This window comes from Pseudoalteromonas sp. P1-7a, from assembly GCF_001401855.1.
Lineage (GTDB): Bacteria > Pseudomonadota > Gammaproteobacteria > Enterobacterales > Alteromonadaceae > Pseudoalteromonas.
Genome location: NZ_LKDU01000006.1, coordinates 1 through 22,066, shown reverse-complemented (window position 1 = coordinate 22,066; position 22,066 = coordinate 1). Strand labels below are relative to the sequence as shown.

Annotated in this window: 22 protein-coding genes, 1 tRNA gene and 1 other RNA gene; 16 read left to right on the top strand and 8 right to left on the bottom strand. The window is 40.4% G+C overall.

The window, feature by feature from the left end; genetic code table 11:
* Window positions 1-381: 381 nt before the first annotated feature.
* The 5 genes from AN389_RS06110 (at window position 382) to AN389_RS06095 (ending at window position 5,616) form a co-directional block, all read left to right on the top strand.
* Complete coding sequence (locus AN389_RS06110) at window positions 382-1,257, top strand: DUF3014 domain-containing protein (protein WP_055016144.1); 876 nt, start codon at window positions 382-384, stop codon at window positions 1,255-1,257.
* Window positions 1,258-1,395: 138 nt separating this feature from the next.
* Window positions 1,396-1,492, top strand: an RNA gene (ffs, locus tag AN389_RS20135) — signal recognition particle sRNA small type.
* A gap of 284 nt (window positions 1,493-1,776) precedes the next feature.
* Window positions 1,777-2,085, top strand: coding sequence for a hypothetical protein (locus AN389_RS06105; RefSeq protein WP_055016143.1), 309 nt, complete (start codon window positions 1,777-1,779; stop codon window positions 2,083-2,085).
* Between the two features lie 219 nt (window positions 2,086-2,304).
* On the top strand, window positions 2,305-2,619 hold the full coding sequence (locus AN389_RS06100; RefSeq protein ID WP_055016142.1) for a hypothetical protein: 315 nt from the start codon (window positions 2,305-2,307) through the stop codon (window positions 2,617-2,619).
* Window positions 2,620-2,856: 237 nt separating this feature from the next.
* Complete coding sequence (locus tag AN389_RS06095; RefSeq protein WP_055019457.1) at window positions 2,857-5,616, top strand: response regulator; 2,760 nt, start codon at window positions 2,857-2,859, stop codon at window positions 5,614-5,616.
* A 19-nt stretch (window positions 5,617-5,635) separates the two neighbouring features.
* On the opposite strand, the gene AN389_RS06090 is transcribed toward AN389_RS06095, so the two are convergent.
* Both AN389_RS06090 and zigA read right to left on the bottom strand, forming a co-directional pair.
* Complete coding sequence (locus tag AN389_RS06090; RefSeq protein WP_055016140.1) at window positions 5,636-6,325, bottom strand: DUF1826 domain-containing protein; 690 nt, start codon at window positions 6,323-6,325, stop codon at window positions 5,636-5,638.
* On the bottom strand, window positions 6,325-7,524 hold the full coding sequence (gene zigA, locus AN389_RS06085) for a zinc metallochaperone GTPase ZigA (RefSeq protein WP_055019456.1): 1,200 nt from the start codon (window positions 7,522-7,524) through the stop codon (window positions 6,325-6,327). The genes AN389_RS06090 and zigA overlap by 1 nt, the downstream gene beginning before the upstream one ends.
* Before the next feature lie 245 nt (window positions 7,525-7,769).
* Between zigA and AN389_RS06080 the strand changes: the two genes are divergently transcribed.
* The 9 genes from AN389_RS06080 (at window position 7,770) to AN389_RS06045 (ending at window position 13,154) form a co-directional block, all read left to right on the top strand.
* Entirely contained in the window at window positions 7,770-8,855 is a 1,086-nt protein-coding gene (locus tag AN389_RS06080; RefSeq protein ID WP_055019455.1) for an alkene reductase, read from the top strand.
* A gap of 186 nt (window positions 8,856-9,041) precedes the next feature.
* Entirely contained in the window at window positions 9,042-9,824 is a 783-nt protein-coding gene (locus AN389_RS06075; RefSeq protein ID WP_408003049.1) for an RDD family protein, read from the top strand.
* An 18-nt stretch (window positions 9,825-9,842) separates the two neighbouring features.
* A complete protein-coding gene (locus tag AN389_RS20810) occupies window positions 9,843-10,124 on the top strand; it encodes an RDD family protein (RefSeq protein WP_408003048.1) in 282 nt (93 codons plus the stop codon).
* Between the two features lie 83 nt (window positions 10,125-10,207).
* Window positions 10,208-10,459, top strand: coding sequence for a type II toxin-antitoxin system Phd/YefM family antitoxin (locus AN389_RS06070; protein ID WP_055016136.1), 252 nt, complete (start codon window positions 10,208-10,210; stop codon window positions 10,457-10,459).
* Window positions 10,449-10,739, top strand: coding sequence for a type II toxin-antitoxin system RelE/ParE family toxin (locus AN389_RS06065; RefSeq protein ID WP_055016135.1), 291 nt, complete (start codon window positions 10,449-10,451; stop codon window positions 10,737-10,739). The genes AN389_RS06070 and AN389_RS06065 overlap by 11 nt, the downstream gene beginning before the upstream one ends.
* 82 nt (window positions 10,740-10,821) lie before the next feature.
* Window positions 10,822-11,673: an alpha/beta hydrolase gene (locus tag AN389_RS06060; RefSeq protein ID WP_055019454.1), complete on the top strand. Its 852-nt coding sequence runs from the start codon at window positions 10,822-10,824 to the stop codon at window positions 11,671-11,673.
* A gap of 30 nt (window positions 11,674-11,703) precedes the next feature.
* The gene (locus AN389_RS06055; protein WP_055019453.1) at window positions 11,704-12,297 is read left to right on the top strand and encodes a hypothetical protein; all 594 of its coding nucleotides are present in this window, start codon (window positions 11,704-11,706) and stop codon (window positions 12,295-12,297) included.
* A gap of 19 nt (window positions 12,298-12,316) precedes the next feature.
* Window positions 12,317-12,766, top strand: a complete 450-nt coding sequence (locus AN389_RS06050) for a hypothetical protein (RefSeq protein WP_055019452.1) — start codon at window positions 12,317-12,319, stop codon at window positions 12,764-12,766.
* Window positions 12,767-12,809: 43 nt separating this feature from the next.
* Window positions 12,810-13,154: a hypothetical protein gene (locus AN389_RS06045; RefSeq protein ID WP_055016131.1), complete on the top strand. Its 345-nt coding sequence runs from the start codon at window positions 12,810-12,812 to the stop codon at window positions 13,152-13,154.
* Between the two features lie 85 nt (window positions 13,155-13,239).
* On the opposite strand, the gene lnt is transcribed toward AN389_RS06045, so the two are convergent.
* Genes lnt through miaB form a run of 5 tightly spaced genes read right to left on the bottom strand, consistent with a single transcriptional unit; the run spans window position 13,240 to window position 18,705 of the window.
* A complete protein-coding gene (gene lnt / locus AN389_RS06040) occupies window positions 13,240-14,790 on the bottom strand; it encodes an apolipoprotein N-acyltransferase (RefSeq protein WP_200910099.1) in 1,551 nt (516 codons plus the stop codon).
* Entirely contained in the window at window positions 14,771-15,655 is an 885-nt protein-coding gene (corC, locus tag AN389_RS06035; protein ID WP_004589463.1) for a CNNM family magnesium/cobalt transport protein CorC, read from the bottom strand. Before corC ends, lnt begins: the two co-directional genes overlap by 20 nt.
* Before the next feature lie 22 nt (window positions 15,656-15,677).
* The gene (gene ybeY / locus AN389_RS06030; RefSeq protein WP_024033864.1) at window positions 15,678-16,136 is read right to left on the bottom strand and encodes an rRNA maturation RNase YbeY; all 459 of its coding nucleotides are present in this window, start codon (window positions 16,134-16,136) and stop codon (window positions 15,678-15,680) included.
* A 4-nt stretch (window positions 16,137-16,140) separates the two neighbouring features.
* Window positions 16,141-17,199, bottom strand: coding sequence for a PhoH family protein (locus AN389_RS06025; RefSeq protein ID WP_055016129.1), 1,059 nt, complete (start codon window positions 17,197-17,199; stop codon window positions 16,141-16,143).
* Window positions 17,200-17,256: 57 nt separating this feature from the next.
* Complete coding sequence (miaB, locus tag AN389_RS06020) at window positions 17,257-18,705, bottom strand: tRNA (N6-isopentenyl adenosine(37)-C2)-methylthiotransferase MiaB (protein ID WP_055016128.1); 1,449 nt, start codon at window positions 18,703-18,705, stop codon at window positions 17,257-17,259.
* A gap of 244 nt (window positions 18,706-18,949) precedes the next feature.
* Between miaB and AN389_RS06015 the strand changes: the two genes are divergently transcribed.
* Both AN389_RS06015 and AN389_RS06010 read left to right on the top strand, forming a co-directional pair.
* Entirely contained in the window at window positions 18,950-20,131 is a 1,182-nt protein-coding gene (locus AN389_RS06015) for an FAD-dependent monooxygenase (protein ID WP_055016176.1), read from the top strand.
* A 145-nt stretch (window positions 20,132-20,276) separates the two neighbouring features.
* Window positions 20,277-21,866 (top strand): bifunctional diguanylate cyclase/phosphodiesterase, encoded by a 1,590-nt coding sequence (locus AN389_RS06010; RefSeq protein WP_055019451.1) that lies wholly within the window; start codon window positions 20,277-20,279, stop codon window positions 21,864-21,866.
* A gap of 4 nt (window positions 21,867-21,870) precedes the next feature.
* Here AN389_RS06010 and AN389_RS06005 read toward each other — a convergent pair.
* Window positions 21,871-21,945: transfer RNA gene (locus AN389_RS06005), tRNA-Gln, on the bottom strand.
* Window positions 21,946-22,066: the final 121 nt, after the last annotated feature.

The window sequence follows — 22,066 nt, the reverse complement described above, 5'->3', positions numbered from 1 at the left end:
ATGCTTGAACTGCTTAACGTCTTTTCTTTATTTATCAACTTTAAGTCTTTAAGCTAGAAGAATCAAAGAATAACTGAGTTACTATGGCTGGTTGTTCTAATTAGTAAGTGTAGGTTTATATACTAAAGCCTATATTAAAAGTAATAGTGATTACCAATAGTGAATTTTTTCCACTCAGGGTACTCTGAGTAATACCAATTCGCTTAATTAAGTGATCTATTTTGAGGCTGGAAAAACGTGTTGATAGCTAGGCAAAAAATTTGCTATTTAGTTGTTCTAAATGAGAATTTTTTAACGCAGGTAGTGACACGTTTAGCCCCGCAAAATGATTAAGTATTATTGCGGATTGGTATAATATGCATTTAAATTTATGGAGTTTGTATGTCAGATAAACCAGAAGCGTCAGATGTTCAAAAACGTCCGCCTAAAAACAATTTTTTATTCGCCGTTATTATTCTAATCATTTTAGTGTGTGCCGCTGCGTTCGTTTTGCTGTCGCCCACTGATGAGCCGCAAACTCGTACAGAGGTAGAGCAAACACCTAAAGAGCAACCGGTAATGGAGCTTAAACCTGAAAACGATCCTGTGGTTGAAGCGCCTTCGGTAAAGCCAGAAAAACCAGCTGAACTTGCAGTTCCAGCGCAGCGTCCTGCTGAGCCAGAGCCTGAAGTTGAGCCATTACCAACCCTTGATGAAAGCGACACCGTAGTGGTTGCTAAAATGGATGAATACCTAAGCGACTCTGTAATGAGCCTAATGGTCACCGACGATGTAATTCGCCGTGGTGTTGTATTTATAGATAACATTGCCAAAGGCAAAATTGCTAAAAAGCATACGCCCGTAGTTAAGCCAGAAGAAGAATTTAGCGTGAACGAAGGAGATATTTTAACTATTGACCCTAATAGCTACGAGCGCTACACCCCGTATGTAAAAGTATTTACGAGCATGAGCGCCGCCCAAGCTGTGCGCATGTACGAGCAATACAAGCCATTAATCAACAGCGCGTACAGTGAAATTGGTTACGGCGATGATGAATTTAATCAAACCCTAGAAGATGCTATTGAGTTATTACTCGATACACCGGAGCCAGAAGGCGAGTTACCGCTACTGCGTGACTCGGTTACTTATCAGTATGCGTTTTCTGAATGGGAGCAATTACCGGCTGCACAAAAACAGCTATTACGTATGGGCCCAGAAAACATGAAAAAAGTAAAAGCAGCACTGCGTAAAATTAAAGCCGAGTTAGAGCGTAATTAATAGGCATTAAAGGCTGTTTTTAACCGCGATTGTATATGAAGTATGCAATCGCACTTTCTTTTTTGATTATCCCTTGAATAACACTCCAAAAGTAGAGATAATCCTTCCCGCGCCAACCAAGGCCCTCAATGGTAGTCTTATTGGTCCTCTCGCAACACTAGCAGGCGAACCTGGTCAGGCCCGGAAGGGAGCAGCCACAGTTTGTGACGTGTGTGCCGAGATGTGGCTGGTAAGACTGCCACCCAAATTCCTCATTTGGGTGAAAATACATTCCTTTTTAAATTATCTATTACTAACACCGTTAAATATTAAGCATTACGATTGTTGTTTATCTAATATTACTGCTTCTTCATTTGGGGGTATTCCTACATCAGTAACTTTTGAATCTGTATTAACTTATTATTTACAGGTACTTATTCGAGAGCTAAGATTAATGCATTATTATATATGAACATTTTTCAATTTATAAAACGACAAATGTCGAGACAAAGTTGTTGGGTGTTTTTTTGAGGCTAGTTAATGAATAAAGAAAAATTAATTCTCCAAAGTTGGTTAACTAAAATAGAAAATGATAGACCACCTTTATGTATGCGTGCTTGGTTTAACCCAGCCTTATGGCTTATGTTAGCTCTTGTAATACTAATTTTACTTCAACTCGGCGAAAACAAGGAAATCAGCACAATTGTGGTTGTTGCGTGCTCATCTTTACTTGGTTTAGTCATTGGGTTTATTTCATCACTTCAAGCAAGTTTAAAACAGTGGCCCTATATTAAAAAGCATATAAATACAGAAAGTATAAAAAGTAGAATGAGTGAATTAAACACATAATAAGCTGTTTGACAGAACGTTATAAACATAAGTAATCGGTGAGTTGTTTATTTTACTTAAAGTATTAAAAGTGTTTTTGTTGTTACTCTGTGTTTCATTTTTCTCCTACTTTTGGGTAGTAAAGCATTTTAGCTTATTTACCAATTGCAACGGCTTTTATAGTATCACAAATCCAATTGTTGCTTAGTGCTTTTAGGCGTAGTACACCACGGAGGCTTTATGCGGATCATTTTTACAATCACATTGTTTTTATTCTTGCCGTTTACCGCACTAGCAGATGAAACAATCACTATTTATGTAAAAGAATCAAATTATTTAACTAGCAACTCCAACGCGAAACTCACTTTTTCTGAGCTAGAGGATAAATTACAGTCAGTAAATGTTTCAACGGTGATTCTCGATGTAGACTATTGTGCAGGACCAGAAACATTAGCTAATGCCTATTTAGCAATCGCGAATGCTAAACCTCTGCTTAAAGATATTAAGTTAAATTTAAGTGGAAGTCATAACAAGAGTAAGTGTAAAAACATATAACACGCTTTTTGATGGTGTTTATAAGCGCTAAATAACCTACCTATGTGTTGCCGGCTAATTGCACACCTTTTCTTTTAAATAATTTTGCTACCTAAGGTTGTTTGTTTTTTATAGGGTGTAATGTTTACCTGTTCCTGATTTATTGCAGCTAGACAACCTTTGTCTTGTACGTAATAATGTAAAAATTACATTAATTTTAACATGTAAAGTGTTAACAAAGTGCCCCAAGGTTAATTAATGCCACAAAGAAGTAAGTGGACACTCGCTGTTTTATTAGGGTTATTAGGCGGGTTAGTAAATCTCTCGCCATTGTATTTTTTCGACAGCTCCGAATTTTTGTTTGGGCAATTGTTTGTTTTATGCAGCTTGGTATTTACTGGACTGCGTTACGCGTGCTTAAGCCTTGCCATTGTTTCTGGCTTTTTACTTTATAGGTGGGGCCATTGTTGGCCGAGTATTGTGTATTTACTCGAGCTTTGTTGGCTTTATGTTTTTTGTTTACGCCGCTCTAAACCTATCCTTCCTCTGGGCAGCGTATTTTGGTTATGTATAGGTTTACCCTTTGTATGGGTTATAGGCCAATTTGTTATTGGCTTAGCTTGGTTAACGCTCATAGTCGCCATATCAAAGTACTTAATTAATGCGCTAATAAGCTTAGCAGTGGTTGATTTATTTAGCGTATTTGTACCTTACGCTAGCCGTGCGTATCAGGGGCGGCCGCTGGCAAAAATTTTAAGCTATGTGGTTAGTGTCATTATTATTTTAGTGGTATTGCTAACCAGTGTTATTTTAGTTAACGACCACCATGCGCGCTTAGAGTATGAAGTAAACGCTCAACTAGAAGAAAAAGCCGAGTCTATTAGCACGCAATTAAATGATTATTTAGCATTTCATAGAAACGCCATTGTTATGAGTAGCGATGCCATAGGGGCAGGGACCCCCAGCAAGATGCAGCTTGAGCGACTCATGTTTTTATTCCCAGGTTTTACCACCAGCTTGTATGCAAACCCCGATGGCTTTGTAGAGCTTAGTTCGCCTAACGATTTAATTAAAGGGCTTAGCCTTGCGCAGCGCAGCGTTAAAGACAGAGGGTATTTTACTCAAGCGCAGGACCATCCACTTGGTTACACCAGTGGTGTGTTTCAAGGGCGCGGCCTAGGTAATGAGGCTATTGTAGCGCTCTCTGCGCCTATTTATCGTAACAACACGTTTTATGGTGTAGTAGAAGGGTCTTTAAAGCTAGATCGCTTGGAGCGATTTATACCCAACTTATTTGAGTACACGGGCGACTTAGTGGTGCTAGATGCGCATCAAAAGGTGGTATTTAGCTCGCTTGATGAATTTAAAATACTGAGCCATTTTAGCGAACAAGGCTTTAACACCAGTAATTTAGGTGATAAAAACTTATTTCGTTCAACTAAAAACGAGGTGTACCATAGTTCTCGGTATATTGACTCGCAAAACAATTGGCAAGTTATTACCTTTTACAACCGTAAACATTTAAGTATGGCGGTGGCAAAAGCGTGGCTTCCTACCATTTTGCTAAGTGCGATACTGATGATTTTAGTGGTTATTTTTATACACCAACTTGCTAATTTATTAGTTCAGCCAATTACTAGTTTAACTACGTTAATGCAAAGTTTTAGTAAAACCAAAACGCACACGTTTAATACAGACTCCAGTTGGCATGAAGTATTACAATTGCAGCAGCAATTTGAACTATTGGCCAACGCTCTCCAGCGTTCAATAGAAAACCTGCAAGCATCTAATACCAGAAACCAAGGATTAAATACTCAACTTAGCGAATTTAATCAGCAGCTAGAAAGCAAAGTAACTGAGCAAACTACAGAGCTTAAAAAAGCGGTGAATAGGGCTAATTTAGCCAATGTAGCTAAATCGCAGTTTTTAGCGAACATGAGCCACGAGTTGCGTACGCCTATGAATGGTATTTTGGGCATGGGAGAGGTGTTACTGCGCGATAATTCATTAACTGATGAGCAACGTGAGCTGTTAAATACACAGCAAAAAAGTGCACAAAATTTACTGAAAATTTTAAACGACATTTTAGATTTTTCTAAAATAGAAGCCAACGCAATGGAAATAAGCCCGCGGGCTACTAATCTTGCGCCGTTTATTGCCAATATAAAATCGTTGTTTTCGCCTATTGTAAGTTCGGATCAAGTCGAGTTTATTGTTGAGCAAAGTGACAGACTGCCAGATTGCGTAAAAGTAGATGATCTTCGCTTAAACCAAGTGATTATTAATTTGCTCTCTAATGCGTATAAGTTTACTGAGCGCGGTTTTGTGCGTTTATCGTTTGATTATGAAAATGGGCAACTTTTAGTAAGTGTAGCCGATAGCGGTATTGGTATTGAAAAAGATCAACAAGCGCTGTTATTTAGCGAGTTTACACAAGCAGATGTAGGTGTTGCACGTAAATATGGCGGTACAGGATTAGGGTTAGCGATTAGCCAAGGGTTAATAAAAAAAATGCAGGGTGAAATTACCCTTAATAGCGAGCCTGGCAAAGGCAGCATACTCAAGTTTTACGTGAGTGCACCTAAAGCACAGTCAAACAAACCAAAGCCCGTTAAACAACAACAGTCGCTGCCAAATTTGAACGATAAAACACTATTATTAGTTGAAGATAACCCCATAAATCGTCAAGTAATTGCAAAAATGTTAGAGCCCACTAAGGCAAACTTAGTAATGGCAACCGACGGTATAGAAGCGCTGAAAGTACTTGAAGGCAACCGATTTGATTTAATTTTAATGGATTGCCAAATGCCTAATATGGATGGCTACGAATGTACCCAAACGATTAGGGCTAATGAGGTAAACACTAAAGCTCATGTCCCTATTGTGGCGATTACTGCTAATGCCTACGAAGATGATAAGCAGCGTTGTTTAAGCGTAGGTATGGATGACTTTGTTTCTAAACCGGTTAATACGCAAGGCTTGTATAATGTAATCACCAGGGTGATAAACGCGCACTAGTTTATCACCGAAGCAAATTTTAAATAAAATCGAGGGTGAGCAATAAGCGTTGCTCGTTTGCAGCGACCGGTGGTGAACGGTGCACTAAGCCTGCGCCTTCGTTTTCGTCCCAGTATTCACCTTTAAGTAGGGCAATATCGCCTTGATTTAGCTGATTAATATGGCTGGTTGATGTAAATAAGCCAGACTCTTCATCGGGCTTACCTAAATTACCAGCCCCCAATTTTGAGCGGTCTACATCGCTGTGATTTAGCCACTGCGTTGCAACCCCTTGATAAGTTGCTACTAGTCGGCATGGAATTTTGTCTACATGAAAACGCGGGCACATGGGGTTGTTTAACACTTTTAGCCTTAAACCCGCACGTTTTAAATCAAACAAGCAGCAAAACATTTCAATGAGTAGGGCTATATCTTCACATAGCGCTTTAGCTTCATTGTAATTTTGTTCTGTTGGCTTTAGCGCTTTAATTAATTGATCAAACGCATTATCGGGCGATAGTGCAAGTTCAAGTGGTTTTAATGCATTTGTATTTATGAGCGTATTAACCGCCTCTGTTAATGTGCTTTCGAGGTTTCTTTGCCAAACCGCAATGTTGATATTTTCGTTATAAATTTGCGGTAGCACGTTGGCATCACTATTTATAGCTGCACGTCTATGTAGTGGTTCGGTGGGTTTTACTTGCGCTGATAAAGGAGCTAGGGCGTTCATTATAATTCCTCCCAAATTGGAAACGGATCGTTGTAGGTTCTCCAAAAATCTTTACCTTTAAGTACGGCATCTTCAGGCAGTAGGCAGTCATCTAGCGCTTTAATCATGGCTTGCTTATTTAATGATTGACCAATAAAAACCAGCTCTTGGCGCATATCGCCAAAGGGTTCTACCCATTTGCTGTTTATATCGGCAAGTAGCTCAGGATCGGTTGGCCAGTCTTTTTTAGGGATGGCTTTATAAAACATGCCTGCAAACCCATAGTGGGCAATGCCGCCTGCTTGGTTCCACTGGCCGCAAAATAGCGGGCGTGTGGCAAGCCAAAAGTAGCCTTTAGAGCGAATGAGCTTGCCAAATTGCTCAGTACCGTGCAAAAACGTATAAAACTTTTCAGGGTCAAACGGGCGATGGGCAATGTAATTAAAGCTGCTAATACCGTATTCTTCAGTCTCAGGGATGTGCTCACCGCGCATTTCTTTAAGCCAGCCAGGGGCTTGTTTTGCGCGTTCAAAGTCAAAAAGGCCGGTGTTCATTACTTTATTAATATCAACTTTTCCAGCTGATATAGGGATGATTTCAGCTTGGGTATTGAGTGTGTTTAAAATAGCTGTGAGTTTATTTAATTGTGCTTTGGTGACTAAGTCGGTTTTACTTATTAAAATTACATCGGCAAATTCAACTTGGTCAATAAGTAGATCGGTAACGCTTCGCTCGTCCTCTTCACCAAGGGATTCACCTGTATCTTGTAAGTCGTTAGCTTGCTCGTAATCAGTTAAAAAATTAACCGCATCAACCACCGTTACCATAGTATCAAGAGTGGCAATATCTCCTAGCGATACGCCATTTTCATCAGCAAAGGTAAATGTTTCGGCAACAGGCAGTGGCTCAGAAATACCGGTTGACTCAATAACGAGATGATCAAAACGACCTTCTTTTGCAAGTTTGCTTACCTCAAGCAGTAAATCTTCACGCAGCGTGCAGCAAATACAGCCATTACTCATCTCTACGAGTTTTTCATCGCTGTGACTGAGCGATATATCGTTTTTAATAGTGGCGGCATCTATGTTTATGTCGCTCATATCGTTAACTATAACAGCCACTTTTTTAGCTTGGCGGTTGTTAAGAATGTGGCTAAGAACGGTTGTTTTACCAGCGCCTAAAAAGCCTGATAACACTGTGACGGGCAGTTTATTTATCATTTAATTTTACTTACTAATATGTATTTATTGGTATGTTATATTGTATCAATTAAATATTCTAGCCGTAGTATGCTTTTTTAATGAATGTAGTTTTACTAGGTACTTGTAAGGAAATAGATATAATTTTGGAGGATTAGTAACCGTTCGTTTTTATTGCAAATTCGACAAAACTATTTTGCATTTTTTGTTGTTTTTGAATTTATTCAAACGCGTTACTATGAGCGCCATCAAACTTAGGAGGCATTATGACATTACTTTTTTCACCAATAGAACTTGCAGGTAAAACGTTAAAAAACCGCATTGTTATGCCACCAATGACACGCTCGCGCTCCACGCAGCCCGGCGATATAGCAAACGATTTAATGGCCACTTACTACGCACAACGCGCAAGTGCTGGGTTAATAGTTAGCGAAGGCACACAAATTAGTAAACTTGGCAAAGGTTACGCTTGGACACCGGGTATTTATTCAAACGAGCAAGTAGCAGGCTGGAGTAAAGTAACTAATAAAGTACATAACGCTGGTGGCGTTATGTTTGCTCAGCTTTGGCATGTAGGGCGAGTAACACACAGCGATAACACAGGGGGCGTGCAGCCAATATCAGCATCGGCCATTGCAGCAAAAGGCGTAAAAGTATTTGTAGATACTAACGGCGAGCCTGGCTTTGTAGATACTCAGTTACCGCGTGAGATGAGCAAGCAAGATATTACACACGTAATAGGCGAATTTCGCCAAGCGGCCATAAATGCAGTAGACGCAGGCTTTGACGGCATAGAGCTACACGCCGCTAATGGCTATTTAATTAACCAATTTTTAGACTCGCAATCAAATGCGCGTACTGATGAATATGGTGGCAGTGTACAAAACCGTTTGCGCTTTTTAGTTGAAGTAGTCAATGCAGTAAGTGATGCAATTGGCAGTCAAAAAGTAGGTGTAAGGCTTGCGCCACTTACCACGCTTAACGGCACGGTTGACGATAACCCAGAGCAAACATATTTGGCCGTGGCACACGCACTAAATGATGCTGGCGTAGGTTATATGCATATTGCTGAAGCCGACTGGGATGACGCCCCTTTAATGAGTGTGGAGTTTAAACAGGCTATTCGTAAAGCGTACAGCGGGGTATTAATTTATGCAGGTAAATACACCAAAGAGCGCGCCGATGAAGCCCTAGCACAAGGCTGGGCCGACATGATTGGCTTTGGCCGCCCGTTTGTGTCTAACCCAGATTTACCAGCACGTTTAGAGCAAGGTAAACCGCTAAATAGCCACAACCCCGACACTTTATTTGGTGGCGCAGAGCAAGGCTATACCGATTACCCAACCGCTTAATTATTTATAAATAAAGTATTTTAAGGGCTGCATGTATGCAGCCCTTTTTTTATGCCGGTAAATCAATACTTTTAACTTGAGCTAATACCAATCTGCAAAATAGATCACTTAATTAAGCGGATTGATATAAAAATAAAAAGCGCGTAAGTTAAATAGCTTACCCACTTTAAAAACATAAAAATAAAAATGAAAACCAAAGAGATAGAGCAACTCGCGTTATCAGACTCTGAAACCAAAGACGTGATCACCCCATATGCCTTTAAAATTGACCAAGCGTTATTAGGTATTCCATTAGCGAGCCCAAGCAAACGTGCAATGGCGATGACTATTGATGTCACTTTGATATTTATGGCCGCTAAGCTAAGCGCCACTTTAATTGCCTTTGTGGCTGCCATGGCTTTTTATAAAGGCACTGCGCAGCAATACCTGCCAAAAATGTCATCGTTTTGGCGCAGAGCCCTAAAACTTTTTGCAGCGAGCTTTTTATTTGTAAGCGCACTCACCGTGCTCTCATTAGCGATAGATTTTTTTGAAGGCGATACCGCTATACAAACATCTCAAATAGAAAAAGCACAGCAAAACGATGAGCTAAGCGTGCATGATAAAGCAATAATACGCACCTATTTAACGCAAACAGACGACAATAAAAACTGCGATGATGTTTGCCAAAGCGTTGCTCGTGCTAATTTAGTTGGCCAATTGCCAGCGCTTGCTGAAATGCAAAACGTAGGAGGGATTGAAGTTACGCGCACATTATTGCACTTAATGGCCATATCTGATGATGAGCCCGTTGCGGCAGATGATTTTAAAAATAATGAGACAGAGCTAAAGAGTATTTCGGGCGAAATAACTCATAAAAGCAATATCACTGAAAAAGCAGACACTAAAAGCGAGAAAACCAAACCTGTCACCAGCATTTTGCAGTGGGGCAAAGGCATTATTCAAGACCTAGGCCTTGGCTTTGGTTGAGCCGCCGTTTATTTTACGTTGTTCTCGTTATTATGGCGCGGACAAACACCAGGTAAAAAAGTATGTAATATCCGCGTAGTAGCACTAAGCGGTGAGCCGTTAGGTATGCTTGATTGCTTTGGCCGATACGGCGGTTACGGCGCTGGTTTTGCCACGGGCTTATTAGGCTTTTTACAAGTATATTGGGACCCAAACAGGCAAGCCATTCAAGATAAAATATCAGCGACAGTGGTTATTCAGGGCAGTGTGAACCAGGTTGTAAATACACAAACGCTAGAAGAGACTTTAAAAACTACTTAGAAAATAAGTAATTATAAAATATATAGCTTTAGATAAAAAAAGGGCTAAAATAAGATCTTAATTTAGTTCTTTATAGGTGTTATATGAGACAGGTTTTAGCTGATTGTTCAGCAAGTATTTCAGAACTTAAAAAAAACCCAACCGCGCTTTTAAATGAAGCAGATGGCGCTGCAATAGCCATATTAAATCATAATAAGCCTGCAGCGTACTTAGTGCCTGCACAAATGTATGAGCAACTAATGGAACAATTGGATGATTATGAATTAACTAAAGTTGTTGAGAGCCGCAGAGGCGATTTATCTCAAGCGGTTGAAGTTAATATAGATGACTTATAAGTTAAAGTTTTTACCAGCAGCCTTAAAGGAGTGGGAAAAACTCGCGCCATCACTTAAAAGCCAGTTTAAAAAGAAACTTGCTGAGCGCTTAGATAACCCCCACGTGCCAGCCTCAAAGCTACGCGGCTTTGATAATGTTTATAAAATAAAATTGCGTACGGCAGGGTACCGCCTTGCTTATGAAGTCATTGATGACGAAGTTGTGGTGTATGTACTCGCAATTGGTAAACGCGATAAAGATGCAATATATAAAAAGTTAGCCTCAAGAGCTAAGGAATAGCATAGTGATAAAAGCGGTGTTTTGATTGTTGAAAGAAGGGCGTTTCTTCTTGGTTTGCTATTAATTTAATACAAGGATATGTATGAAAGTCTTATCAATAATATTTTTATATTTATTTTTTACAATAAATGTAAATGCCTCAGAGCCTATTACTTTAGCCAAAACCTATCAGCTTAAGTCCGTTATTTTAGGTGAACAACGCAGCTTTAGCGTTTATTTACCGCCAAGCTACAATCAAAGCCCCAACCAGGTATACCCAGTTATTTACTTGCTCGATGGTGACCACACACATCTAAAAGCCGTAGCCGGGCTAGTCGAGGCACTTAGTACTCAGCGGCTTGAGCAGCAAATACAGCAAGCAATTATAGTCGCCATTCCAAATAGTAAAAATGCGATAAGAGAGCGCGATTTTACCCCAACCAATGTTGATTGGACATTTAACGGGATGCTACTCGAAAAGTTTGAAAATATTGGCAACGCTGCAAACTACAGCGCCTTTTTTGAAAAAGAACTTATTCCACTGATTAATAAAAATTACCGAACATCAACTAAACGCGTATTAATAGGTGAGTCTTTTGGCGGCTTGTTTGCCAGCTATGTATTGCTTAGCAATCATGCGCTATTTACAGATTACTTAATTATTGATGCAACCTACCTGTGGGATAACAACTACCTAAACCGTTATTTTGATGAGAAACAGCTTATAAATAAGCCGCTTAATGGCAATGTATATTTTACCTTTGCAAATAACGGCGAAGCGTTTGGCGAAATTGGTAAAGCAAATTACCAGTGGGGCTTAGCATTCGCTAAAAAGTTAAAAGCACACTCAAGCGATGATCTAGTTATAAATCAACGCTACTTTGAAGATGAAACTCATGGCACAGTCGCAGCGCTTAGCTGGTATTATGGGTTTAAAAGCATACTTAAAAGATAATTTCACCATAAAAATTAAATGAGACTTTAATTGTTAAATGTAAAGCATAAAGAGCTTCATAAAAGCTTTGTATATTTATTAATTGCATGCGTACTAACGAGTTATCTAGCGTTACTTATTACGTGGTACGAGTTTAACGATCCGTCTTTCATTGCAAATAAAAAATTACATATTATAGAGGTGATAGTATTACCTATATTAAGCATGGCAGTAATATATACATTATTTAAAAAGTATGGGTGTGATGACAACTTTAATTATTTAATGACTAATCACTTTTTTAAAGGCAGTAAGTTAGTAAAAGGTTTTTTGATAGTGATGTACCCTTGTTTAATATATACAGCGTTATGGAATTTAAGCGTAGTTCCCATCTTATATTATGCTGAAAATAATTTAGGGGAACCATGCTCTAAAGAATATTTATTAACCGATGTAAGTGCCTGTACTATAAATGATGAGCAGCAATGTATAAGGTTAAACCTTATTGATTTATCCTCTGGCGAGGAACGCTCATTTAGATGGTACTTAGATACGCACAAGCTACAAAAAATTAGAAATAAGAGAATAAACTTAGTCGGTGAAAAAAGTTACTTTGGATACATCGTTAATGAAATTCAGTGGTAAAAAATTAAAAAGGAACTAAATGAGTACTAATTTTAATGAGACTTTAAAAGGCTTTTTTTGGGGAGTAGGGTTTGTAATAGCAACGCTAGGTGGCATCAGTGTATACGCGCTTACCATAGCTGCTGAGGTGGATAGTGGATTTAAAGAGCTGGTTTCTAATAAAGCATTAGATAGCGCGTCTGATTTAAGTAATGATTACAAACTTACCCTTTCTGATATTTTTAAAGAAAATGGGCGCGTAAGAATTACTGCAGAGTTAAAAAATACAACCAACGAAAGCATTTATGCTGGTGGTGTTATTGCGTCCACATTTGATGAAAACGGAAAGTTTGTTGGAAATTGTTTAGGCAAAAGCGATGACATGTTTATAGAACCAAGTAAGAGTAGCTATATTGATATTCACTGCAATCTACTAAGACCACAGGCGAGCAGAGTACACTCAGCCAAACTGAAATTTAAGTGGTTTTGATATTCTTTCTATGGGATTTTAAGAACAAGTGAAAGTGTAGTTTATGGCAAATAAATTATTTAGTTGGCAACGTGGCCGACAAAAGTCGGGCTACGATAAAATGTTATTGTGCTACATGCTCTTCCCTTTTAAATTTGATGCTTACTTAATTAAATTCCCGCAGGGGAGTGAAATAAAACCGCATACCGATAAAGTTAAAACTGGCAGACATTTTAGGCTTAATATTGTATTGAAGCATGCTGCGAAAGGTGGTGAGTTTTTGTGTGAAAATCCAATTATGAATTACAGCCGAGTTAAACTTTTCAGGCCTGATATTGAGCGGCACCAAGTATTAAAAATAGAGCAAGGTACTCGCTATATTTTAAGCATAGGTTGGATTAAAAAGTAATTTGTGTAGGTTGGGTAGAGCGAAGCGAACCCCAACAGGACACCTTTCTTTCAATAGCTGTTTTCACACAGCTATCAACCCTATTTTATTTCCTAAATCTAACCCCAAATCCACCAATCACTAATAACAACACAAATCCCCATACAAACACATTGCCATATTGGCTGTATACGCTGTCGCCTTGTATAAGCTTTATATTGGCTTTCATGGTCGCCGCTTCAAACTGTGGCATGGTTTGCTGTGTGTGGCTTATTGGGTCGTATACGGCGCTTACGCCATTGTTGGTAACACGTACCAGCGGGCGTTGTAACTCTAATGCGCGCATGCGGGCTATTTGCATGTGTTGCAATGGCCCGATGGAGTCGCCAAACCAGGCATCGTTACTTACCGTAAAGAGTAAGTCTGAGTCGCTTTGGTAATTACCGCGCACTAAATCGGCAAACACGATTTCGTAGCAAATGGCTGGCAGCAGGTTAAAGCCATTGGCGCGTAAGTTGTTTTGCACTCTATCGCCACGGGTAAACGATGACATAGGTAAATCAAACAATGGTGCTATAGGGCGTAGTATATCCTGAAATGGTACAAATTCGCCGATAGGTAACAACTGGTGCTTACGGTAGCGGTTTTTGTCTAGGTAGCGGTAATGGCCGTGCTCGTCGTTGTGCTCTTTATTACCGACCACAATAAGGGTGTTGTAAATGGTTTTGGTGTCGAGCTGGTAGTCAACAATACCGGTTACTAACGCGGTTTTATTAAACGAGGCCGCGCTGTCTAAATTGGCTAAATAGGTGTCGGCCAGGGCTTCTATTTCGGGCACCGCGGCTTCGGGCCATACCACAAGATCAGCATCCCAATGTGGGCGCGTTAGGTCTTGGTACTTACTCATGGTGGTCCAAAACTCACTGGGTTCAAAGCGCAGGTGTTGTTTAATATTACCTTGCACCAATAAGGTCGACATTTCTTTGCCAGAGTAGCGATTATTACCGGTATTTAATGCGCCAATAACGAGTAACGCTAAAGCGGCTGCGCTTATTAGTGGGGTTTTAAACTCTTTTTGGGTGAGCCTGTAAAGGGCAAAACCAATAGCTACACAGGTAAGCGTTAAGCCAAATTCGCCAATAAAGGGCGCAAGTAGCCTGAGCGGGCCATCTGTTTGTGTATAGCCAAAACTTAGCCACGGAAAGCCAGTTAGTAAGTGCCCACGTAAATATTCACTCATGGCTATGGTGGCAATGAGCAGTGCACCCATGCTTTTAGGGCCGCTTGCAAAGCGAGTTGCAGCCCAAAACGCGAGTGCTGGAAACAGCGCTAAATATGAGCACAGTAAAGCCATTAACGAGATCGATGCTATAAGCGGCATGCCGCCAAAGGTGGCAATAGATACATGCACCCAGCTAATACCTGCGCCAAACCAGCCTAAGCCAAATATAAAGCCATATTTAGCGGCGCTTTTTGCGTGCGCTTTACCTGTGTTGTTTGGGTTGATACAAAAAATAATGGCGGCAATGCTAAAAAATGCGATGGGCCAAATTTGGTAAGGGGCGTAGCCAAAAGTTAAAATAAGGCCCGCAACCAGTGCGAGCCATGCTTTTTTATCTTTTACTAACAGGGTGAGTTTAGTTAGTAGTTTCTTCACTGTCGTTTTCATCAACCTTAGGAACGGTGACTTGCAGTTGTAAAATACGACGGTTATCAGAATTAGTTACTTTGAACTGATAGTCGTCTATTTCAATTGTTTCGCCGCGACTTGGCATATGGCCAAATGCGTGTAGTACCGTGCCGCCAATGGTATCGGCTTCATCGGTGCTGTAACCTGTTTTAAAGTACTCATTAAAGTCATCAACAGGGGTGAGCGCTTGTACTACGTATACATGCTTAGCAAGTTGGCGAATGTCTTGTTGATCCTCTTCTTCGTCGTGCTCATCTTCGATTTCGCCAACGATTATTTCAAGAATATCCTCAATGGTGACAAGGCCCGACACACCGCCGTATTCGTCAATGACAATTGCCATGTGATAGCGTTGCTGGCGAAACTCATTTAGTAGGGTATCTACGCGCTTGCTTTCAGGCACTACCATGGCAGGGCGTAAATATTCTCGCAGTGAGGGTAGGTGCTCATCTTTATTTAAAATAAGCGGCAGCAAGTCTTTTGCGAGCAAAATACCTTCAACGTGGTCTTTGTCTTCACACACCACCGGAAAACGCGAGTGGGTGGAGTCGACCATCATGGGGATCAAATCTTCAAGGGGGCTGTCGACCTCAAGTGTGACCATTTGTGAGCGCGGGATCATTATATCGCGCACTTTAAGCTTGGATACACCAAGCACACCTTCAATCATTTCTTTGGTTTCTGGGTCGATTACGTCACGCTCTTGCGCGTCGGCAATTACTTCAACCAGCTCTTCTCTATTCTGGGGTTCCCCTTGCAACATTTGGGCTATGCGGCCCATCCACGTTTTGCCAGAAGAACCCTGGCTAGATTGCGAGTTATCGTCGCTCATTGCGTCTAAATGCTCCGTTAATTTAAATTTCGTCCCGGTATGGGTCAGCTATGTTTAGCTCTGCAAGTAATTGCTTTTCTATGCTTTCCATCTCAAAAGCGTCTTCACTCTTTATATGGTCAAATCCAAGTAAATGCAAGCATCCATGAATAACCATATGGGCAAAGTGGTCATGAAATGACTTTTCTTGCTCGATTGCCTCGGCCAATACAATGGCTGGGCAAATTATTAAATCACCTACTAATGGCAAATCAATGCCTGGCGGTGCTTCAAATTCGAACGACAACACATTAGTTGGTTTATTTTTACCACGGTAGTCGTTGTTTAATTGTTGTGATTGGGCTTCATCGCTTATAACAATGCTCAGCTCAGACTCATCACGAAACTTACTCAGGGCTTTGTCGGCCCACAGTGCAAATTGTTCTTCGCTTGGGAGGTTGTCAAACTCACACGCTATTTGTAAATCTAATTCGGTGCTCACAATATTACTCTTTAGTCGACGGCGGCTGTTGAGCGGCAAGTTGCTCTTTGGCTTTTTGCTTTTCTATACGCTTTAGTCGCTCGCTTTCGTCATTACGCTCGTAGGCTTCTACAATACGACCAACTACAGGGTGGCGAACTATGTCGTGCGATTGGAAAAAGTTAAAGCTAATTTCTTCAACATCGCTAAGTACTTCTATTGCGTGGCGAAGGCCTGAGCGCGCACCGCGTGGCAAATCAACTTGTGTTATATCACCCGTTATTACTGCTTTAGAGTTAAAGCCTATACGGGTTAAAAACATTTTCATTTGCTCAGCGGTGGTATTTTGGCTTTCATCTAAAATAATAAATGCATCATTTAATGTGCGTCCACGCATGTATGCAAGTGGGGCAATTTCAATAATGTGTTTTTCAATCAGTTTTTCTACTCTTTCAAAGCCAAGCATTTCAAATAGCGCATCGTAAAGCGGGCGCAGATATGGGTCGACCTTTTGGCTTAAATCGCCTGGTAAAAAACCTAGTTTTTCGCCGGCCTCTACCGCAGGGCGGGTAAGTAATATTCGACGAATTTCTTGGCGCTCTAGGGCATCAACTGCGGCGGCAACAGCAAGGTAGGTTTTACCTGTACCGGCAGGGCCAATACCAAAGGTAATGTCGTGGTGCAAAATATTAGCAACATACAAACCTTGGTTATCGTTTCTGGGTTTAATTACGCCACGGCGGGTTTTAATAAACATTTCTTTGCCGTAGGCACTTTGCGGCACGTCTTGTTCTAGGGCTTTTGATTCGGTAATGGCTAAATGAACGTCATCGGGCTCTATTTCACCAATTTCACCACGAACAGGCTGAGTATCAACATAAAGGTTTTTTAAAATTTCTACGGCCGCGGCACTTGAGTGCAATTTACCTGTTACTTTAAAAAAGTTGTCGCGGTGGATTATTTCAACACCTAGGCGGCGTTCAATTTGTTTGATATTTTCGTCAAACGGTCCACATAAAGAAGAAAGGCGTTTGTTGTCGGCAGGTTCTAAATAAATCTCTAATGTTTTTAACTGATTACTCAAAATTACTTCCTATTCGGGTGCGCCAGTAAGCGTTACTGGCGCAATGAATTTATACAACTACGGTACGAAAGTAGCTACGCCAATTTCGTTGGTTGTATCGATTTTTGGCTCCACGCTTGCCGCTTTTGTTAAAATAGCTGAAGGAGCAACATCACGACGTAAGTTCATTTCTGATTCTGTACGAATTAAATCGCCACGTAAAGAGTTTGGTAACGCTTCGGTGATACGTACATCAACAAACTGACCGATCACTGTGTGTGGGCCAACAAAGTTAACTACACGGTTGTTTTCGGTGCGGCCACGTAATTCCATTGGGTTCTTTTTAGAAGGACCTTCAACTAAAATACGTTGCTCTGTATCAAACATTTGGCGGCTAATTTGCTGTGCCATTTGCGTAATGCGATTTTGTAGTAGGTATAAGCGCTCTTTTTTCTCTTGCTCTGATACGTCATCAGGCAAGTCGGCGGCAGGGGTACCTGGACGCGCACTGTAAATAAAGCTAAAGCTCATATCAAAGCCAATGTCGTTAATCAGGTTCATGGTGGCTTCAAAGTCGGCTTTGCTCTCACCTGGGAAACCAATAATGAAGTCTGACGACATGCTTAAATTAGGGCGAATTTTGCGTAGTTTACGTATTGTTGATTTGTACTCAAGCGCTGTATGACCACGTTTCATTAAATTAAGAATACGGTCTGAACCACTTTGCACAGGTAGGTGTAAGTGATCTACAAGCTCTGGTACATCGGCGTAAGCATCAATAATATCTGGCGTAAATTCAACCGGGTGCGAAGTGGTGTAACGAATACGGTCAATACCGTCAATTGCTGCTACGTAACGAATTAAATCAGAGAAGTAACAAATTTCACCATCGTGTGTTTCACCGCGGTATGCATTTACGTTTTGGCCTAGTAAATTTACTTCACGTACGCCTTGCTCAGCAAGTTGTGCAACTTCTAATAATACGTCATCTAATGGGCGGCTAACTTCTTCACCACGGGTGTAAGGTACAACACAAAAAGTACAGTACTTAGAACACCCTTCCATTATTGATACAAATGCAGACGGGCCTTCTGCTTTTGGCTCTGGTAAGCGGTCAAATTTTTCAATTTCTGGGAACGAAATATCAACCACCGATGAGCCTTTGTCGCCTTGCACTTGTTTAATCATTTCTGGTAAACGGTGCAGAGTTTGCGGGCCAAAAATAACATCAACAAAGGGGGCACGCTGGCGAATAGAGTCACCTTCTTGTGAGGCAACACACCCACCTACACCAATAATTAAATCTGGCTTGTCGTCTTTTAACAACTTCCAGCGGCCTAATTGGTGAAATACTTTTTCTTGCGCTTTTTCACGAATTGAACAGGTATTAAGTAAAATAACGTCGGCGTCTGCTGCTTCTTCCGTTAGCTGGTAGCCGTTGGTTGAATCTAAAAGATCAGCCATCTTCTGAGAGTCGTACTCGTTCATCTGACAACCCCAAGTTTTGATATGCAGCTTTTTGCTCATTGAAATATAGCCTCGTGTTCAATTCGGTAGTGGCACAAAAATGTGCTTAAAACGGGATTAAGGAGCAAGGTTGCTCACTTAAAGGACGCGTATTTTAGCTGGATACCCGCCCAGATCCAAGTATAGTTTTCATGTTTGTGATCTCAAATCAATACATAGGCAGTTTAATAGCGTGATAGTTATATACTCTCGCATACATCCTGTGAGTTACGGTACAATCAAAACAGTTTCACGTATTAACCAAATGATGAAAAACATGACTAAAAACAAAGTGATTGTTGTAGGCGCAGGGATGGTCGGAGCGGCCATGGCAATAAAGCTTGCTCAGCAAGGAAAATCAGTACAAATAATAGAAAAAAAACTGATAAACGCCGACGCTATTTTAGCAAGTGAACAAGTAGATATTCGAGTATCGGCTATTAATCGTTTTTCAGAAAACTTGCTGGATGAGCTAGGGGCTATGCCTATTTTAAGGCAAAACCGTTTAGCGCCTTATCAGCAGTTAGAAGCGTTTGAACGTGGTGGCGACAACCTATTATTTGATTGTGATGATATTAATACCTCGCACCTAGGCCACTTAATTGAAAACAATTTAATACAAGCAAGCCTTTGGCAGCAGTTTGCACATTATAACATTGAGGTTATTGAGCAATCAGCTCCCTTAACGGCTATTAAGCAAGATAGTGCGTCAATCACCCTTATTTATGGCGATACCCATTATACTGCTGATTTAGTTATAGCAGCTGATGGTGGGCAATCACAGCTACGTGCAAAAGCTAATATTGGTGTAACGGGGTGGCAATATCAGCAGCATTGCATGGGTGTACTAATAAAGCTTGATGCGCCGCAGCAAGTAAAAACATGGCAACAATTTACCCCTACAGGCCCTATAGCATTTCTACCGATGCAGGCGCCCTACGCAAATTTAATTTGGTACGACAGCGCTAGCACCTTACAAAAGTTTAAAGGATTAACGGCTGAGCAAATTAAGGCGCATATTTTAAATAAATTTCCATCCCTTGCTGGCGATTTTGAGGTACAAAGCCATGCGGTATTTCCGCTTACTCGCCAGCATGCAAATAATTACTCTAATGGGCGAGTAGTGCTAGTGGGTGATGCAGCACACACAATTAATCCATTAGCAGGGCAGGGCGTTAATTTAGGTTTTCAAGATGTGGTTGCTCTGGCACAGGAGCTTGAAGGTGCTGATGATATTGGCTGCCCGATAAAGCTAAAAGAGTACGAGCGAAGCCGCCGTAAGGCTAATCTGTTAATGATGAGCATGATGGATGCGTGTTATTTTGGTTTTTCTAATCACATTACGCCGCTTAAATGGGCGCGTAGTCAGTTTTTAAAAATGGCTAACAATACCGGTCCTTTAAAAAACTGGGTATTAAAATATGCCATTAGTGGAGAGCTTAATTAAATCAACTTAAGTGATTGGCTAACTGCACAAATGCACAGCCAATCACTCCCCTTCTGACGTAACTAGAACATCTGCTATTAATTTATTCCGTTATTACATTTTTTTGCCATACTCAAACTACTAATCAAATAAAAGTAGTGTGTTTGTGGATAATTTTTTTATTTTTATACTCATCGTTGGCGCTTTGCTATTAACGCTTAGTATTGTGCCTACAATAAAAATTTGTAAAAAAACTAACCGTGTATCGTGGATTTTGTTACTAGCGCTTATTTTTAGCTTTATAGTGGGTTATTGGTATGTGCTTTATTATTTTGTAAATAACGATATTGACGGCTTTATTGCAACGAGTGTATCACTCATTTTGTTTGGCGGCGGGGCTTTTGTATATTTAGTTATTCAGCTTAGTTATAAAAGTATTTTAAAAATAGACCGCTTTGCAAAGCGCCAACGAACCCTTGCCGAAAACGACAGTTTAACCGGCCTTCCTAATCGAAAAAAGTTTTTCCAAGTGCTTAACAAACACGTTAAGTACGAGCCTTCGTTTTATTTAATGCTGATAGATTTAAACCGCTTTAAGTCTGTTAATGACTCATACGGCAATAAAGTAGGGGATATGTTGCTCAGCATTTTTTCGAAAACTCTCAGTCATAATATTATCGGCATAGCTAAGCTATATCGTTTGGGCGGCGATGAATTTGCACTTATTATTGATGACTCAACTAATGAGACTGTTGATTTATGCATTGAAGCGATAAAAAAATCAACCAAGCATCCATTTCACATTTACGAGCACAGCTTACGTGTCCACGTTACTGTCGGGATAACCACCTTTGCTAATCATTCGTCGCATGCTAATGAGTTATTAAAACAAGCTGACTTAGCACTGCATGAAGCCAAAGCTACGCACCAACTGTACGTACATTACTTTGAGGCGCTGAGCGCTCGTGCTAACGAGCTTTCAAATATGACCTCGCGTATTAAACAAGCGATTCAGAACCATGAGTTTGAGCTTTACTTGCAACCTATTTTTGATGCTAAAGCTAACGAGGTACATGGTGCAGAGGCATTAATACGCTGGCCGCAAAGCGATGGCTCGTTTATCAGCCCTGAAGTGTTTATTAGTATTGCAGAGCAAAGTGGGCTGATATTGAATATTTCAAAATGGGTACTGCTCGAAACAATAAAACATTTAAAAGCGTTAAAAGCAGCTGGCTTTATAGGGCAGTTGCACGTGAATCTTTCAACTAAAGATTTAGAAAGCCCAGAGTTTTACGAGTTTGTTGAAGAGCTAGTAAAGCATGACCCAACACTAAGCGACGCGATTATATTTGAAATAACCGAATGCGCTATGATGACAAACCTAGAAGCCGCTCGCACAATGATGCAAAATTTAAATAATAGAGGGTTTGAATTTAGTGTAGATGACTTTGGTACTGGTTTTTCGTCTTTAGTATTACTGCGAGAGTTGCCTGTAAGCCAAATAAAAATAGATCAATCATTCATAAAAGATATGCTTACACAAATAGCTGATTATGCGATTGTTGAGTCGACATTGTTTTTAGCCACACGGCTTAATTGTAAAGTAGTTGCAGAAGGAATAGAAAATAAAGATCTTAAACAAACATTAACGCTAATGGATTGTGATTATTTACAAGGGTATTATTTTAGCAAGCCAGTTAATATAAATGAATTTATACACAAATATGCTAATGAGGAAAAATACAGGATAATTTAGAAAGTGGCTGGGATACCAGGATTTGAACCTGGGAATGCCAGGATCAAAACCTGGTGCCTTACCGCTTGGCGATATCCCAACTTTAAATTTGGATGAGTTTTAGTTCTAATTAAGAACATGGTGCGGAAGGAGAGACTTGAACTCTCACATCCTAAGATACTGGAACCTAAATCCAGCGCGTCTACCAATTCCGCCACTCC